Below are 16,923 nucleotides of genomic sequence, written 5' to 3' on the forward strand. Positions count from 1 at the left end.
GTACCAGCTGCCCATCGACATGATCGCCAGGATGGCCAGCACGGCCTTGGCGACCAGGTCACTCTGCGCCCACAGGGCGCCGATGCCGTAGGGGTTGTCGACCTTGGTTGTCGCGGCCGGCAAAACCGGCGCAGGTACGGCGACAGGCGCGGCAACGGATGCGGCAGTGCCCGTGTCTTGCGTCGTCGGCGCAGCACCGGACGGGGCATCAGCGGCGTGCGAAGCGCCCGCCAGGCAGAAGGCCAGAACCAACGGAACAACGGAGGCGAACAGCCTGGCGAGAAGCGATTTCATCATGAGTGTCTCCAACAAAAAAACAGAACAGGCGCGCTGAGGTCACGCGAGCTGCGCATCCACCGGCTCGCCCGTATGCCAGCCACGGGTCTTGCCCCACACGGCATGCACACCGGAGCCGGCGCCGCGCACGACGTGGTAGCGGTCATAAGGGGCTGCGGTCATGCAGGCGTGATGCGGCAGGATGCGCACGCGACTGCCGACGGGTAGCGCATCGAACATCGCTCGCGCCTCGCCATTGCTGGCGATCAGGCCGTGCTCCTGATGAAGCTCGGCCACACGCAATCCGGTCAGTGGCGCACCGCCGTCCTCATCGCAGACGAGTCCGTAGCCGAGGTCGTTGCGGAACTCGGCGCCCGAACTGTCCTTCGACAGCGCGAGCGCGCCGGCATCGATCAGCACGCGACCTGAACGTGGGTTGTGGCCGATGACAGTGGCCAGCACCGACAGCGCGATGTCCTCGAACCCGCAGATGCCGCGCGCGGCCTGGTCGAGATCGAAGAAGGTGTAGACGCCGGGGCGCATCTCGGTCACGCCGTCCAGCCGTTCGGCGCACACCGCCGTCGGCGTGGCGCCCACGCTGACGACGTCCACCGTGAAGCCGGCCGCGCGCAGGCACTCGGCGGCTCGCACCGCACCGGCGCGCTCAGCTTCGGCAATGGCGCGGATCAAGTCCAGCCCCTCGGCGTGATAACTGTGGCCGGCATGGGTCAACACGCCCGCGAAAGAGAACACCTCGCTGCGCTGCACTTCGCGTGCGACCGCCAGCAATTCGGCATCGTCCGGCGCAATGCCGCCACGGCCGCCGCCGGTGTCCACCTCGACCAGCATCCGGAACGAGGCATCCAGCGCACGCGCGCGAGCCGCCGCGGCGCGGACCGTCTCGACCCTGTCCGCCAGCAACGTCACGCGCGCGCCATGCGTTCGCTGGATGCGCTCGAGCGCATCGATCTTGCTCGCGCAGATGCCCACCGCATAGCTCAGGTCCAAGAAGCCGTGAGACGCGAAATAGTCGGCCTCGGCCACGGTCGACACCGTGATGCCGCCGCCCTGCCCGCGCGTGGCCAGGCGAGCCACTTCCGCCGACTTGGACGTCTTCAGATGCGGGCGCAGCGCCACGCCGTGCTTCGCCGCGCGCCGCGCCATCGCCTCGCAATTGCGTTCGAGCACCGCGCTGTCGAGCAACAGTGCGGGCGTGGCGAGTTCCGCGAGCGTCATCTGCGCGGACTGCTTCATCGCTCGCTTCCGAGCTGGGCCATCATCCGGTCGACCTCTTCGGCCACGCGGTTCACGAAAGGCGGCAGCAGCACGAGGCTCATGTGATCGGCACCCGCCACTTCATGCGAGCGGCCACGCGAAGACAGCGCCGCATGCGCCTGCTGAAAGCTCGGCCAGCGCTTCTGGATGGCGGTCGCGCTGTCGGAGCCGGCCGGCAGTTGCACCGGCGCCCACAGCACGGCAAGCGGACGGGCGCCCAGGTCGACAACGGCTGCGGCCTGTCGGGCGACATGGGGAAGGCCCTCGATCTCCCGCGCCATCGTGTCGATCGATTCAGGCGTGAAGGTCGCGGTCAGTTGCTGCACGACATGGGGCATGTCGGCAAAGATGACGCCGGCCATCGCCAGCTCCGGCGGCGGCGGACCGCCCTCCTGGAATTTCACCCGCTTGTCGCGCTCCATGGCGACTTGCGCCATCGGCATCTCGCCGATTTCCTCGAACTGATCTGGATGGCTCGCATCGAGCATCACCAGTCCGACCACCTGCGCGGGGTACAGGCCGGTGTAGACGCGCATCAGCAGGCCGCCGAGTGAATGGCCGATCAGCACGATCGGACCGCTCACGCCGGCTGCATCCAGAAGCGCATGCAGGCGGTGTGCATTGCGTTGGGCGTCGAAGGGCGCGCAGTCGATGTCGCTCCAGCCCATGCCGGGGCGGTCGTAGCTGACCACCGGGTACTTCGCCGACAGCACCTGCTGCATGCGCGCGTAGATCGGCGAGGCGCAACCGCCACCGGCTTCGATCACAAGCGTGGGCTGCAGGGCATCGGTCGGCGCGGGGCCGCTGCGTTGCAGGTGCATGCTGAGCCCATCGATCGTGTGCAGCTCGCCGGGTGCCGGCATGGCGAACGGGTGTTTTGCCGAATGCTCGCCGCGTTGCGGCGCCTCCACGCGCGGCCAGTAGTCGAGGTCGCGCACGCGGTACGGCAGCGTGGCGAAGTCGTTGCTCATGGCGCCCGGCGTCGAGACATACAACACCGCCTTCGCGAGGGGCGCGAACTGGGCATGGAAGTGCTGCGCCGACTTGACGACGATCAGCTTCTTGGCCGCCAGGTCGATGCCCAGGCCCGTGAACAGGTCGGGCGAGAACACCTGGTTGCGCTTGCTGATGAGCACGATGTCCAGGCCGTGCTCAGCCTGCACCCACACGCTGGGCCCGAGCGCCGTTCGCATCCCGGCGGTGAGGCCGCCTTGCGTGTAGTCGTCGTGCACGGCCTTGACCGTCACGCGCAGATCGATGGGGTCGCCCGAAGCCGGGCCGCACTTGCCGCCCAGTCGAAGGTCGAATGTGGCGCCGACGCCCGCGTCGCGGCACAGTTGCACCGCGCCCAGGTCCCAGAAGGCGCCGATGGCGGCGTCGGCGATGTGGCGCTCGACCAGCGCGCGCAGGATGAAGGTGCTGTCGCTGGTTGCACCGCCGCCCGCGTTGTCGGCGATGTCGGCCAGCACCACGGGGCCGCCCTCGGTATGCAGCGCTTCGCTCAATGCCTCGTCGAGCGACAGCACGGGCGCGCCGATCAGGTGGCGCAGGTTCCAGAACGCGCGGCCCAGTTCTTCGGCCACTTCCGCGGCCAGCGCGGGATCGTTGTCGGTCACCACCCACAGCTTGGCGCCGGCCTCCGGCACGTCGGCCCATGGGAAGCCGTGACCGAGCGAAACCGAGAGCACGCCCGGCCGTTGCTCGCAGGCCTGCATGCGGCGCACGAAGCCGGCCATCGGCTCACGCGTGGTGTGCCAAAGGCCGACCATGCGGCAGTCGTGCACGGCCGTCGTCGGCTTCACGCGGCCCTGTGCGGTGTCGATCACGATGCGGGCCAGCTCGCGCAGGCGCAGCACCGCATCGGTGTGCGGATATTCCTTGTAGCCGACGATCACGTCGGCGCCGTCCAGCATCTGCTGCGTGAAGTGGCAATGTAGATCAAGCTCGACGCCGATCGGCACCTTGGGCCCGACGATGGCGCGCACGCGCGAGATCAGGTCGCCTTCGCAATCGTCATAGCCGTCAGCCACCATCGCGCCATGCAGGACGAGGATGACGCCGTCCACCGGACCGGCCTCGGTCAGGTCGGAAAGGATCTCGTCGCGCAGGCTTTCGTAGACCTCGCGCACAGTACGCCCGAGCGGCTGCGCAAAGGCCAGCAAACTCTCGACCATCTCGTGGCCTTCGGCTGCGAGCAACCGGCGCAGCTCGGCCGGAAACATGCCGTAGCCGAGCGGATCGCGCGTGCTGGCGTCGCCATGGAAGATGCCGTATTCGCGAAAGCTGCCCCATCCGGTGGGGGCCGAGACGAAGGTGTTGGTTTCAGTGGCAAGGGAGGCGTTGAAGAACTTCATGCGTGGGTCTCTTGGCGGGCAAAGTGGATGTGTCGGGTGCGCAGGCTGTCCAGCCGCAGGCCGACGACACGGCCCGCACTGCGCTCGATGTTGAGAACGCTGCTGCCGCCGAGGGCTGCCAGCAGCGGATCGCACGGAGTGAAGGTCATCACCTCGTGCGACAGGGCTTGCAGGCGGCCGACCTGGCGGCCATGGCGGCCTTGGACGGTCATCTGCAGTGCGTCGTTCGTGCGTTCGATCTGCGCGCTGGCGTCCAGATCGGCACTGCGGTAGTCGCCGCACAGCTGCGGTGCCAGCCATGCGATGTCGGGGGCTGTTTCAGGCAGGCGCTCGAAGCGCTGCAGGTGCCCGCCCTCGCGCAGCACGAGGGTGTCGGGCGCGCGCGTGGCATCGCCGCCGGACACATCGAGTTCGAGGGCGTTGATGGCCAGGTCTTGCGCGGCCAGCCACAGGTCCTCTTTGCGCTGGCGCAGCGGCAATGCGGTGAAGCCCTGCCACGACAGGCCCAGCTTGCCCGCGACATCGGCAAAGCCGATCACGCTGCCGGTCGCTGGCGCGTGGTAGCGCTGGCCGACCAGCGCGGGGAAGGCACTGGCCGAAGTACGCTCTTCGGGCGGCTCGGACAACGCGTCGGCCAGCAGCAGGTCGATCAACTGGTATGCGAGGGCCGGCGGCGAAATTGCTGCGCCGTTCGCCATGACCATGATGTCCAGGCCATGGGCCGGCACGGTGAGCATCTGCGAGGTGCCGCCGATCACGCCGCCCGCGTGATGGATCACTTCGACGCCGCGATAGGCGTGCCGGAACAGCCCGAGGCCGTAGGGCACCACGGCACCGGAAGACAGCGTGGTCGGCGCGAGCATCTGCGCCCAACTGCTGGCGCTGCCCACGGTCTTGTCGCTGCTGCGCAGGTGCGCGAGCCAGCGCAGCATGTCGTCCAGCGTCGAGACCAGCGAGCCGCCGCCTTCGAGTTCGCAGGGGTAGATGCCCCGCTGCCATTGCCCGCCCGATGCGGGCACGTAGAGACCCGCGAGGCCGGCGCGCACGTCGAGGTCGCTGGCCACCGACTCGGTATCGGCCATGCCCATCGGCTCGAAGATGCGCGCCTTCATGAACGCGTCGAAGCCCTGCCCACTCACGCGCTCGATGATCTTCGCCAGCATGAAGTAGGCGCCGTTGCTGTAGACCATGCGCGTGCCGGGCTCGAAGTTCAACTCGCCCTGGCGGACCATCGCGGGCAGACCGAGCCCCCGTGGCTGGAACGCCAGGCCGTTCACGATGCACCACAGTTCGTCATGGCCGCGCCAGCCGCCCGTGTGGTTCATCAACTGGCGAAGCGTGGGGCCGTTCGCACCCAGCTGCGGCAACTCTGGCAGGTGCTTTTGCACCGCATCGTCGATGTCGAGCCGGCCGTCTTCGGCGAGCAGCAGAACTGCAAGTGCCGTGAAATGCTTGCTGGTCGATGCGATGCGCATGCGGGTGCGCGGCGTGTTGGCCACGCCCTGTTCGAGGCTGGCCATGCCGATGCCGCGGCGGTACAGCGACCGGCCGTTCTGCGCGATGCCGATGACGAGGCCGGGTGCATCGCTGCGGTTGAAGGGCTGCAGCAGCGCATCGATGGCATCGATGACGGCAAGGCCGGAAGTCGGAATGGGTTCGTGCATGGAGAAGAAAGGTCGGGTCGACATGAAGAGGTGTCAGGCCGCGGGCTGCAGCGTTCGCACCAGGCGCACGAAAGAAGCCTCGGTCGCGCGCAGCATCAAGGCGCCCACGCCGCTGGTGACCAGCGTGACGGCAACGACGGCCAGCGCCAGCCCGTTGGGCGAGCTTTCCTTGACGGCATCGGACAACATGCCGATGGCCAGCGGACTCAGCACGGCGAAGGGCAGCATCGCGAGCGCCAGCGCAGCCAGCACGCGGGCGCGCAGGTGCGGCGGGCTGATGTCCTGCAGCACGTTGGGCGACAGGATCGAGCCACCGATCAGCGGCACCAGCACCAGTGCCTGCAGCACGTACACGTCCATCGGCGAACGCACGAACAGCAACAGCACCGACAGCGACGCCGCCGTGACCAGGCCCAGCGCGATCATGCGCAGCGCCGCGGCGGGGCCGACGACACGCTGCGCGAAGCGCATGGAGCCGACGCCCAGCACCGCGCCGCCGAGTATTCCCGCGAGCGCGGCAAGGCCGATGCCCCGCCCCATGTCGGCCGGCGCGACCCCAAACTGGCGCACCATGATGATGGGAATCCAGGTGTCGAGCGCGATCAATCCGATCGACGCAAGGCCGAGGCCGACGACGATGCCGCCCAGGGTGCGCCAGTTCGTGCGCAGGTAGTCGCCATAGCCGATGGCGTGCGCCTCTTGCGCGGCCGGCCGGGGGTCCCGGGCACGCCGGGGCCAGCGCGCCGTGAGCAACAGCAGCACGACCGGCAACGCGCCGGTGGCCATGACACAGAACACCACGCGCCAGGTTTCCATCCCTTGCATCGACACGGGCAGCAGGTGCCGCGCGCCGTCGACCACCGTCACGATGACTCCGCCCAGGATCGAACCGAGCGCGCTGCCGAACAGGAGCGACAGCGCATACACGGCATTGGCCATCACACGCTGCGCGCGCGGAAACAACTCGGGAATCAGGCTGTTGACAATCGGGTTCACACCGGCCTCGCCCACGCCCAGGCCGATCGACGCGATGAACAGCAAGGTGTAGTTCGGCGCCAGGCCGCGCATGGCGGTGGCGGCACTCCACAACACGACGCAGGCGGCGAGCACATAGCGGCGGTCGTAGCGGTCGCTCAGCCAGGCCAGCGGCAAGGTCGCAAGGGTCGTGAACAACGTCAATCCGACACCGCGAAGCAAGCCCAGTTGCGTGTCGGACAGCCCCAGCGTGATGCGCACGGGCTCGGCCAGGAGGTTGAAGATCATCAGGTCGATAGCGCCGAGCAGCGCCGCGACGATCAGCACCGCCAGGCCATACCAGGCGTTCGCCGATGCCCGCTCGCGCGCGGCGAGCGGTGCGACGGACGCGGCTTGCACCGTCGGCTCCCCGACGATCGATACCGGATTCGACATCTTCAGAACGGCACGGTGAGGTTCATGCCGACCGTGCGCGCCGGGGTCAACGCGGCCTGCAGCAGGCCGGGGTTGATGGTGGCAACGTTCGTCAGCCCGCGCGAGTTGCCCAGGTTTCGCACATAGGCCGCCAGGCTGAAGTGCGGAAACGCGATGCCCGCCTGCAGATCGACCACCGTATAGGCCGGCATCTTGAAGCTCGGAAGAATGGTGCTGCCGGCATAGCCGGCGTCGCGCTCGCCGACATGGCGCGCGCTCACGCCCAGGTAGGCCTGGCGCCCTGCAACGACGAACTGGCGCGTGGCGCCGACCGTGGCCGAGAAGCGTGCGGTCATGGGCAGCCGTGCACCGGCGTTGGCGCCCAGCCCTGCGGCACTGGTGGTGAGATGGGCGTCGATGGCGGAGGCGGAGGCGTTCACTCGCCACTCGGTGCTCGGCATCCAGTTGAGCGTCAGTTCGCCGCCGCGGATGCGTGCGTTGCCCGCATTGGTGTAGTAGTTGAAGGCACCGCTCTTGACGAACTGCTGGATGTTGCACCATTCGATGTCGTAGAGGGCCGCCTCCAGCGACAGCGTGCGCGCCAGCAGGTCGGCCTTGTAGCCCAGCTCGTAGCTCCACAGCGAATCGGACTTGAACGTCGGCTGGATGAGCGCCGTCTCGGCACCGGGCAGCAGCCCGTTCGGGCCACCGGGCCGATAGCCACTGGCAGCGCGAACGTACACGTTGCTCGTCGGCGTGAGGGCGTACTTGGCCGCAAGCAGGTAGGTGTTGGCGCTTTCCGCCGACGAGCCGCCGGACGTGGAGGTCGGCCCCGCCAGCAGCCCCGACGTGGTGCTGGTGTAGCTCTGGTGGTTGCGCGCCACGCGTACGCCGCCGGTCAGCGACAGCGCGGGCGTCGGGTGCCAGGTGACGTCGCCGTAGGCAGCCACTTCGCGGTAGGTGCTGGGCTCCGTCGAGGTGAGCAGGTTCAGGTTGCCCAGCCCGTAACCCAGCGTCGCATCGGCGGCCCCGATCTGGTTGCCGCGTTCGCGGTTCAGGTAAAGACCGGCCAGCCACTCGATGCTGGAATCGGGACGCGAGGTCAGCCTGAACTCCTGGCTCACGCGATGCTGCGGAACGACGTCCGACAGCCTCGCCGACTGTGCCGGCAGACCCGCAAGAGCCAGCGTCGGCACGAAATTGGGACTGACGTCGTTGACGGTGCTGATCTTCACGTCCTGCACGGAGGTGATCGAGTTCAGGCGCGCCCAGCCGAAGTCGTACTCCACGTCCAGCCCGTACAGCGTGGTGCGGTTGCGAAAGGGCTCGTTGAGATAAAGGCGCCGGGTCCGGCTGCCTTCGATCGGCCGGCCGGTGACCGGGTCCAGGTCCTCGACGCCCGAGCCGTTGCGGCGCACATCCTGCGTCGTCGCGGTCAGGCGAACCTTCAGCTCCCTCGTCGGCGTCAGCAGCAGGGACACCCGTGCGCCGTCCGTGTTGCCGCTGTTGATGTTCCAGCCCGCCGCGGGGCCGACCGCGTTGTAGTCGCCGCCGAAATGGTCGTGGAAGGCGGCAATGCGGATGGCCGCCACGTCTTCCTTGATCGGCACGTTGAGCACGGTGCTGGCCGTGTAGCCGGGGCCGCCGCCCTTCGTCGACGAAGTGCCGAGCGTTACCGAGCCCGCGAACTCGCTCGTGTCGGGCTGGTTGGTCACGTACTTGAGCACGCCGCCCATCGCGCCCGCGCCGTACAGCGTGCCCTGCGGTCCGCGCAGGATCTCGATGTGGTTCAGGTCCAGCAGCCCCATGTCCAGTGGCGTGGACGAGCCCAGCGCATAGGGTGCGCTGGAGCCCGTCGCCACGTCGTCGATGTAGACGCCGACGGTCGAGATGGTCTGCTGGCCAGTCGTGAGGCCGCGGATGCTGAGTGCGCCGCCGACAGTTCCCGTGCTCATCAGGTTGACACCTGGCTGGTCGGCAACGTAGTCGGACAGGGTCTTGGCACCGGCACGCTCCAGCGCCTCGCCCTGCAGCACGTTGACCTGCATCGGCACTTCGCGCACCGGTTCGCGACGGCGCGTGGCCGTGACGGTGACGCTGTCCAGCGCCTTGGGCGATGCAGCGCCTGCTTCGCTCGATGCGTCGGTGCTTGGCGGCACGGGCGCCGGCTGTGCCTGCACCACCTGGCTCGCCAGGCCGACGGCCGAGGCCACCAGCAATGCGAGCGGTGCGGCGCACGGCGACAACGGGCGGGAGGTCCGGCAAGAGCCGGGACTGTCGAGGCGATTCATGGTGTGAGGCACTCCAACGAAATGGCGGGGCGGTGGTCGATCCGGTCGGCATCCTACAAACTATTTTCTAAATTCGCAATTTCTTTTCTTATATGTATAAAACTAGTGAATACGACAAGTTTTACTGCCCACATAGATCGGATAATCGCAATCCGTACCGACCCCAACGCCTCCTCACACCCATCCATGATCGAAGCCCTGCCGCCCCCTTCTCTCGCTCGCACAGCCCCTGGAGAAACCATTCGCGCCTTGCGAAAACGCCTGGGCCTCACGCTGGGCGAAGTCAGCGCGCGCACGGGCCTGGGTGTTTCAACTTTGTCCAAATTGGAAAAAGGCCACGCGTCCCTGTCGTACGAAAAACTGCACCTGATCAGTCGCGGGTTGGGCGTCGACATGGCGCAGGTGCTCGAACCGTTGGGCAGCATCGGCGGCATGGCCGGCGCACGCGGCACGCCGCTGCCGCAGGGGCGCACCACGGGGCGGCGCATCGTGCAGCGCCGTGGCGAAGGCATGGCGATCGGCAATCGCAGCTATGGCCAGACCTACCTCGCCACCGAACTGTTGAACAAGCGGTTGACGCCGATGGTCACGGAAGTGCGCGCACGCAGCCTTGACGATTTCTTCGCGGAGTTCGGCGGCTTCATCCACCACCCGGGCGAAGAGTTCAGCTATGCGCTCGAAGGACAGATCGAGTTCCACACCGAGCTCTATGCGCCGGTGCTGCTCAATCCCGGCGACTCGGTCTACTTCGACAGCGACATGGGGCACGCCTACCTGGCCGTCGGCGACGCCCCATGCCGGTTGCTCTCGGTCTGCGAGTCCGTGGGGGAAGCGCATCCGTCGATGAGCGCATCTGTCGAACACACGGCTGCTCGCCAACCCGACGCTGCAACCGCAGCGGCGTCGGCGTCAGTGCCCGCGTCGCGAGCGAAAAAACAGAGATAAGGCTGCGGAAATGAAGCGCCTCATCTGGCTACTGCTCCTTGCTTGCGGAGCGCTGCATGCAGCTGAAACGCCCTCGGCTCCGTCTCGATCTCCAGACAATCCCGACCTGCCGGCAAGCATCGTCGAACTCATACCGGCCGGGTATGAAGAGTTGGACCATCTGGCGGGCCATCTCTCCGGCACCAACCGCCTGGACTACCTGGTGGTCATCCATCGCGCTGTCGACACGATGGGGCAGCCATCTCCACGCCCCTTGCTGATCTTTACCCAAGACCCCGCCGGAACGTTCAGGCTGGCGGCAAGAAATGACGCGGTGATCCTGCGCGCCAACGATGGCGGCCAGTGCGATCCGTTCACCGACAGCGCCGATGACGGGCTTGCGATCAAGGGTCGCTATTTCACCGTGCAGCACGGCGTTGCTTGCGGCCTGCTTCAACACTGGACGGACTACGTCACCTTCCGCTACGACAAGGATCGTCGCGACTGGTTGTTCCACAGCCAAATCGCACAAAACTGGCGACCGAATGATGGACCGACGGGCGGCGTTTTCAAGCCGGACCCTGCACGCATCACCAAGGCCAACAAGGACCGTCCCGTTGCCTTCGAAGCATGGCGGCCCAACGGTTGGTGCATTCACCCGTGGAGAGAAGAGCACGAGAATGACAGCGCCTGTTCCGCGGCTCAGTCTCAGGTTGGCGCCAACGCCCGGCAACCGCAACCCAAGAAGACTCCGTAGGGCATTTGAATACCGGCGTGTAAATTTCCACGCTCGTTTGACAAGGGAGCTGCGATGCATTTCGAGGCACTGCTGGGTCTGCACCTGAAAGACGATGAAGTCATCGACGTGCTTGAGTCGTTCGACATGCAAGTCATCTACGACTTCGACCGCACGCACGAGAACATCGAGGATGTTTACTGGGCCGCGGCCCCTTCGCGCGGTTTTCAGTTCCGGTTCGACAAGGACCAGAGGCTCGACGTCGTGTTTGTCTACGTTGCAGCCAGCGAGGGCTTTGCGCCTGTCGCGCGCGATGAGGTCGACGTGCCTCTTTTCGAAACCTTCGACGCGGCGAGGCAGAGCTTCGAGCAGGCGACGATTCCGTTCAGTCAAAGCCCCGGTGAAAAATGGTGGGTCAAGGGCGATTTCGGAGCCAGCACCCGGCACTACCAGTTTCGGGATGGCGCGCTCTTTCGCGTCACGCTGAGCATGAAAAGCGCATAGGGTGCGTCAAGGAAACTTTGAGATGGAATGGATTTTTTTGCACTCGATCCTGCACACGACATGAACCCACCTTCCGTTCGTCAAGCTGTCCTGGCCGATCTGGAAGAGCTCGCCACGCTCTTTGACCAGTACCGCCAGTTCCAGGGACAGGCAAGCGAGCTGGTCGCCGCACGTTCGTTCTTGCGCGAGAGGTTCAACCACGGAGAGTCGGTTCTTTTCATCTGCCACGACGGCGATGCGGCAGTGGGATTTGCCCAGCTCTATCCAAGCTTCTCATCCGTTTCTCTCTCAAGAGTCTTTGTCGTGAATGACCTCTTCGTCCATGCGTCGGGGCGCCGCAAGGGCGTCGCGTCCATGCTGCTCGCGGCCATCGAGTCGTACGCCTGGTCGTTCGGGTCCGCCCGCGTGACGCTGAATGTCGCGCGTGGCAACCATCCGGCCCAACGGCTCTACGAGGAGCAGGGCTGGAAACAGGATGACCAGTTCTTCATGTATCACCGCTTTCCCGAAGACCCGTCCTGATGGATGGCGCAGCTCTCGGCCGCAATAGCACTGTTCATGATGCTCCCGACATTTTTCAAGACGCCGAAAGCCTTCCGGCAGTGGCTCGAAACCCATGCCGGCAGTGCCGAGGAACTTCTTGTGGGCTATCACAAGGTCGGCACAGGGGAGCCCTGCATGTCATGGTCGGAGTCTGTCGACGAGGCGCTTTGCTTTGGTTGGATAGACGGCGTGCGCAAGCGCATCGACGAGGCCACGTACTCCATCCGCTTCACGCCGCGCAAGCCGACGTCCATCTGGAGCGCCATCAACATCGCGAAGGTCGAGCAACTGCGGCTCGAAGGCCGCATGACACCGGCGGGGCTCAGTGCATTTGCCAAGCGGACGGCGTCGCGGTCGGCCGTCTACTCGCACGAACAGGATGAAACCGCCAAGCTCCTCACGCACGAGGTGCGTGCATTCGAGGGCGACAAAACGGCCTGGGCCTTTTTCGAACTGACGCCGCCCAGCTACAAGAAGCGTCTCTTGCATTGGGTCTGCAGCGCCAAGAAGCCCGAGACCCGAAGTGCCCGCCTGACCAAACTCATCGAAGCCTGCGCGGCTGGACAGCGTCTGGGCTGAGTTTTTTCCCTTCAGCTCCACTACCATGCCAAGACGCAGGTGAGGAACATTTCAGGATGACTCATCAGCTCGCGCGCCCTGGAAGCACTGGGCAACTACATCGTGGCGCGCAACCGCGTCTTGCAGGCGACGATGGAGGGCGAACTCCATTGAGATTTCTCAAGTCGTTCCTCGTTGCCGCGCCTGCGGCCGCGCGCGACTTCCAAAACCAACAAAGAACAGGAGCCTTCTCATGCGTCAACTCTCCCCCAACGCCCAACTCGTCTCCGACATCTTCGACGAAGTCGCCAAAGGCAATGGCGCGCCTTTCTGGGAGGCGTGCCACGATGACGTCGTCTGGCGAACCATCGGCGAAGGCTCCTGGAGCGGCGAGTTCGCTGGCAAGCAGACCATCATCGACGAGGTGTTCCGCCCGCTCAATCGCGCGCTTGCGCAACGAGCCACCATCCCGACCCGCGTGATCGATGGCGGTGATGTCATCGTTCTGCAAGCCAGGGGCAAGAACCTGACCCGCGACGGTCAACGCTACGAGAACGACTATGTCTTCGTGATCCACTTCGAGGACGGAAAGATCATCCGATACGAAGAGTATTGCGACACGGAAATGATCACTCGCGTGTTGCCCGACCGCATTGCAGCCAAGTCGATCCCCATAGCCAAGTGATGATGCGTCGCGCTGTGGATGCGCGACCTCCCCCTTCAACGCGCAGGGCGCCTCAGTGCCCGCCGCCCAGGTAGGCCGCCTTCACCGCCGGATCACTGCGCAGCTTCTCCGCCGGCCCATGCAGCGAGATGCGCCCGTTCTCCAGCACATAGCCGTAGTCGGCCACGCCGAGTGCGGCGGCGGCGAACTGCTCCACCAGCAGCATCGTCACGCCCTCGCTCTTGAGCCGCTCGATGATGCGGAACACCTCGGCCACCAGGATCGGCGCCAGGCCCATCGAGGGTTCATCGAGCAGCACCACTTCGGGGTTGAGCATCACGGCGCGCGCCATGGCCAGCATCTGCTGCTCGCCGCCCGACAGCGTGCCGGCCAGTTGCGTGCGGCGCTCCTTCAGGCGCGGAAAGAGTTCGAGCGCGCGTTCCAGGTCGCCCGCCACGTCGCCGCGCGGGCGGCTGCCGGTCAGGCGCGGGAAGGCGCCCAGCGTGAGGTTGTCGGTGACGGTCATGGTCGCGAACACGCGCCGGCCTTCGGGCGAATGCGCCAGGCCCTGCTTGGCGATGTGGTACGACTCCAGGCCGTCGATGCGCTTGCCGTTGAGCGTGATCTCGCCCGCCGTGGGCGCAATCATTCCGGAGACGGCCCGCATGGTGGTGGTCTTGCCGGCGCCGTTGGAGCCGATCAGCGTCACGACCTTGCCTCTGGGCACCTCGATCGAGATGCCGTGCAACACCTGCACCTTGCCGTAGCCCGCAAAAAGATTCTGGATGGTCAGCATGAAGGGGTTCCCGGTCTTGCGTTGCCAGCGCGCGTCATGTGGTGCTGCCGCCCAGGTAGGCCTCGATCACCTTCTCGTCGGCCTGCACCCTGGCCGGTTCGCCCTCGGCGATCTTCTGGCCGAAGTCGAGCACCGAGACGGTGTCGCACATGCTCATCACCACGTCCATGTGGTGCTCGATCAGGATCACGGTCACGCCGTGCTCGCGGATCTTGCGGATGATGCCGAGCAGTTCCTTGATGTCGGGCGCGGTCAGCCCGGCAGCCGGCTCGTCGAGCAGCAGCAACTGCGGGTCGAGCGCCAGCGCACGCGCGATCTCCAGCAGGCGCTGCTTGCCATAGGGAAGGTTGCGCGCCTCCTCGGTGGCGAAGTCTTCGAGGCCGACAAACCTCAGCAGGCCCAGCGCACGCTGCACTGCCGCCGCGCTCTCGCGCCTGTAGCGCGGCGTGCTCACCGCCACGTCGAGCAAGTTGCTCGCAAAGCTGTGATGCAGGCCGACCTGAACGTTCTGCAGCACGGTCATTTCGCCGAAGAGCTGCACGTTCTGGAAGGTGCGCGCGATGCCCGACAGCGCAATGTCGGCCGAGGTGCGCCCGACCAGCGAACGGCCGCCGAAGGAGATGGCGCCGGCCGTCGGCACGTAGATGCCGGTCAGCACGTTCATCATCGTGCTCTTGCCAGAGCCGTTGGGTCCGATCAGGCCGTGGATGGTGCCGCGCCTGATGCGCAGGTCGACGTTGTTGAGCGCCTTCAGGCCGCCGAACTGCATCAGCACGCCGGTGGCCTCGATCACGTCCTCCGTGCCGCCGGGATGGGCCGCGGTGGAGACGGCATCGGCCGGTGCCGCGTCGACATCCGCCACCGCCACCGATGCCACGGGCCGGCGCAGGTTGAGCGCCTTGCGCACGAAGCCGACGATGCCGTCCTGCAGGTAGTAGATGACGAACAGCATGATCACGCCGAAGATCGACAGCCGCCAGTCGGTCATGGCATCGAGCCAGAAGGCCAGGCCCGCCAGTGCGATGCTGCCGACCACGGGAATGGCCATCTGCGCCGGCGTGGCGCGCTGCCGCCTGATGGCCACCACTGCGGCCACCAGCACCAGCACGGCCAGCCCCACCGAGACATAGCGGAACAGCACCACGTCGTCCAGCAGCTTGGGCAGCAGCACGATGATGGTCGCGCCCAGCATGGCGCCGATGCGGCTCTTGCGCCCGCCCATGATCACCGCCAGCAGGAACAGCACGGTGAGCTCGAAGTTGTACGAGTTGGGCGAGATGTACTGCTCGGAGTACGCATAGAGGCTGCCCGCGAGCCCGGCAAAGCCGGCGCTGATGACGAAGGCGTAGACCTTGTAGCGGTACACCGACACGCCCATGCAGTCGGAGGCCACCGGGCTGCCGCGCAGCGCCTCGAAGGCGCGCCCGAGGTGCGAGCGCAGGATGCGGTGCACCACCACCAGCGCCAGCACCATCAGCACCGCCACCACCCAGTAGTACTCGCGGTCGTCGAGCTTGTGGCCGAACAGCGCTGGCTTCTCCAGCTTGATGCCCATCGGGCCGTCGGTCAGGAAGCTCATCTCGTTGATGAGAATCTGGATGATGGTGCCGAAGGCCAGCGTGACCATGGCCAGGTAGGGCCCTGACACGCGCAGCGCCGGCAAGGCCAGCAGCGCGCCGAAGCCGGCCGTGAACACGATGGCGAAAGGCACCGTGATCCAGAACGGCGCCGACAGCTTGAACACCAGCACGCCCGCCGCATAGGCACCCAGGCCGAACAGGCCCGCGTGGCCCAGCGACACCTGGCCGGTGTAGCCGACCACGATGTCGAGCCCGAACAGCAGGATCGCGTAGATCATGATGGTCTCGAGCAGGTGGATGTAGTACGGGTTGTCGATGCCGATGGGGAACAGCAGCAGCGCCACCACGCCGGCGATGCCCAGAAGCAGATGGCTGGTCTTCATTTTTTCTTCGGGATTCATGGCCACGCGTTCACACCTTCTTGATGGCGGCCTTGCCGAACAGGCCCGAGGGGCGAATGGCGAGCACGATCAGCAGCAGCACCAGGCCGGGCACGTCCTTGTAGCCGGTGCTCAGGTAGAAGCCGGTGGTGGTCTCGGCAATGCCCAGGATGATCCCGCCCACCACGATGCCCATGCCGCTGGTGAGCCCGCCGATGATGGCGACCGCGAAGGCCTTCAGCCCGAGCACCGCGCCCATCGAGGCGCCGGTCAGGGTGAGCGGCGCAATCAGCACGCCCGCAAAGGCCGCCGTCATGGACGACAGCGCATACGAGAAGGTAATGACCAGGCCGGTGTTGATGCCCATGAGCTTGGCCGCGTCGCGGTCATTGAAGGTCGCGACCACCGCCTTGCCGTAGATCGAGCGGCGGTTGAACAGCTCGACCGCCAGCATCATGAGCAGCGCGCCGACGACCACCAGGATTTCCATCGGCAGCACGTTGGCGCCCAGGAAGTGCAGCGGCGATTCGGGCAGCGGCGACGGAAACTTCAGATCGTCGCGTCCCCACACGTTCTCGGCCACGTTGGTGAAGATGATGCCCAGCGCAATGGTGGACATGATCCAGCCGAACTCCGACTTGATCTTGATCGCCGGCCGCACGGCGATGCGCTCGACCACCACACCCTGGAAGGCACCGAACACGCACACCAGCGGAATCATCAGCCAGTAGTTCAGCCCCGTGTTCACCAGCGTCAGGCCGACCATGGCGCCGAGCATGAGCGCGTTGCCCTGGCCGAAGTTCAGCGTGTCAGACGTGGCAAAGGTGAGCTGGTAGCCGAACGCGATGACGGCATAGATCATGCCCAGCGCAATGCCGCTGAAGATCAGTTGGGTGAGGATTTGCATGGCGCCTCGAAGCAAGCAAGCGTTGAACCAGAAAACGCGCCGCCGCGGGAACCAAAGCCCCGGGGCGGCGCCGGCGCTCGGG

General features: G+C 66.1%; 14 protein-coding genes and 2 pseudogenes. 6 read left to right on the forward strand and 10 right to left on the reverse strand.

Annotated elements, in window-relative coordinates:
- The 7 genes and pseudogenes from ACSFB7_RS16415 to ACSFB7_RS16445 form a co-directional block, all read right to left on the reverse strand.
- Nucleotides 1–294, reverse strand: a pseudogene (locus ACSFB7_RS16415) (MotA/TolQ/ExbB proton channel family protein); the annotation flags it as partial.
- A 42-nt stretch (nucleotides 295–336) separates the two neighbouring features.
- Entirely contained in the window at nucleotides 337–1,530 is a 1,194-nt protein-coding gene (locus ACSFB7_RS16420) for an alanine racemase (RefSeq protein ID WP_435471893.1), read from the reverse strand.
- The gene (locus ACSFB7_RS16425; protein WP_435472685.1) at nucleotides 1,527–2,414 is read right to left on the reverse strand and encodes an alpha/beta hydrolase; all 888 of its coding nucleotides are present in this window, start codon (nucleotides 2,412–2,414) and stop codon (nucleotides 1,527–1,529) included. Before ACSFB7_RS16425 ends, ACSFB7_RS16420 begins: the two co-directional genes overlap by 4 nt.
- A 51-nt stretch (nucleotides 2,415–2,465) precedes the next feature.
- Nucleotides 2,466–3,905 (reverse strand): annotated as a pseudogene (locus ACSFB7_RS16430) (M81 family metallopeptidase); the annotation flags it as partial.
- Nucleotides 3,902–5,569, reverse strand: coding sequence for a serine hydrolase domain-containing protein (locus tag ACSFB7_RS16435; RefSeq protein WP_435471895.1), 1,668 nt, complete (start codon nucleotides 5,567–5,569; stop codon nucleotides 3,902–3,904). The gene ACSFB7_RS16435 and the pseudogene ACSFB7_RS16430, both read right to left, overlap by 4 nt.
- Nucleotides 5,570–5,602: 33 nt before the next feature.
- Nucleotides 5,603–6,979, reverse strand: a complete 1,377-nt coding sequence (locus tag ACSFB7_RS16440) for an MFS transporter (RefSeq protein WP_435471897.1) — start codon at nucleotides 6,977–6,979, stop codon at nucleotides 5,603–5,605.
- 2 nt (nucleotides 6,980–6,981) lie between these two features.
- Nucleotides 6,982–9,249: a TonB-dependent receptor gene (locus ACSFB7_RS16445; RefSeq protein ID WP_435471899.1), complete on the reverse strand. Its 2,268-nt coding sequence runs from the start codon at nucleotides 9,247–9,249 to the stop codon at nucleotides 6,982–6,984.
- A gap of 186 nt (nucleotides 9,250–9,435) precedes the next feature.
- Between ACSFB7_RS16445 and ACSFB7_RS16450 the strand changes: the two genes are divergently transcribed.
- The 6 genes from ACSFB7_RS16450 to ACSFB7_RS16475 all read left to right on the forward strand — a co-directional run bounded on the left by ACSFB7_RS16450 (nucleotide 9,436) and on the right by ACSFB7_RS16475 (nucleotide 13,199).
- Nucleotides 9,436–10,194 carry a helix-turn-helix domain-containing protein gene (locus ACSFB7_RS16450; protein ID WP_435471901.1) on the forward strand — a complete coding sequence of 253 codons (759 nt, stop codon included), beginning with the start codon at nucleotides 9,436–9,438 and terminating at the stop codon, nucleotides 10,192–10,194.
- 10 nt (nucleotides 10,195–10,204) lie between these two features.
- The gene (locus ACSFB7_RS16455) at nucleotides 10,205–10,930 is read left to right on the forward strand and encodes a hypothetical protein (protein WP_435471903.1); all 726 of its coding nucleotides are present in this window, start codon (nucleotides 10,205–10,207) and stop codon (nucleotides 10,928–10,930) included.
- 54 nt (nucleotides 10,931–10,984) lie between these two features.
- Complete coding sequence (locus tag ACSFB7_RS16460) at nucleotides 10,985–11,413, forward strand: hypothetical protein (RefSeq protein ID WP_435471905.1); 429 nt, start codon at nucleotides 10,985–10,987, stop codon at nucleotides 11,411–11,413.
- 27 nt (nucleotides 11,414–11,440) lie between these two features.
- Complete coding sequence (locus ACSFB7_RS16465; RefSeq protein WP_435471907.1) at nucleotides 11,441–11,935, forward strand: GNAT family N-acetyltransferase; 495 nt, start codon at nucleotides 11,441–11,443, stop codon at nucleotides 11,933–11,935.
- Between the two features lie 3 nt (nucleotides 11,936–11,938).
- Entirely contained in the window at nucleotides 11,939–12,535 is a 597-nt protein-coding gene (locus tag ACSFB7_RS16470; RefSeq protein ID WP_435471909.1) for a YdeI/OmpD-associated family protein, read from the forward strand.
- Nucleotides 12,536–12,767: 232 nt separating this feature from the next.
- Complete coding sequence (locus ACSFB7_RS16475) at nucleotides 12,768–13,199, forward strand: nuclear transport factor 2 family protein (protein WP_435471911.1); 432 nt, start codon at nucleotides 12,768–12,770, stop codon at nucleotides 13,197–13,199.
- A gap of 52 nt (nucleotides 13,200–13,251) precedes the next feature.
- Here the strand turns inward: ACSFB7_RS16475 and ACSFB7_RS16480 are convergent, their stop codons facing one another.
- Genes ACSFB7_RS16480 through ACSFB7_RS16490 form a run of 3 tightly spaced genes read right to left on the reverse strand, consistent with a single transcriptional unit; the run spans nucleotide 13,252 to nucleotide 16,841 of the window.
- Nucleotides 13,252–13,974 (reverse strand): ABC transporter ATP-binding protein, encoded by a 723-nt coding sequence (locus ACSFB7_RS16480; RefSeq protein ID WP_187111399.1) that lies wholly within the window; start codon nucleotides 13,972–13,974, stop codon nucleotides 13,252–13,254.
- 34 nt (nucleotides 13,975–14,008) lie between these two features.
- Nucleotides 14,009–15,937, reverse strand: coding sequence for a branched-chain amino acid ABC transporter ATP-binding protein/permease (locus ACSFB7_RS16485; RefSeq protein WP_435471913.1), 1,929 nt, complete (start codon nucleotides 15,935–15,937; stop codon nucleotides 14,009–14,011).
- 28 nt (nucleotides 15,938–15,965) lie between these two features.
- Complete coding sequence (locus tag ACSFB7_RS16490; RefSeq protein WP_435471915.1) at nucleotides 15,966–16,841, reverse strand: branched-chain amino acid ABC transporter permease; 876 nt, start codon at nucleotides 16,839–16,841, stop codon at nucleotides 15,966–15,968.
- Nucleotides 16,842–16,923 lie beyond the last annotated feature (82 nt).

The organism is Variovorax raffinosi, assembly GCF_051216615.1.
GTDB lineage: Bacteria > Pseudomonadota > Gammaproteobacteria > Burkholderiales > Burkholderiaceae_C > Variovorax.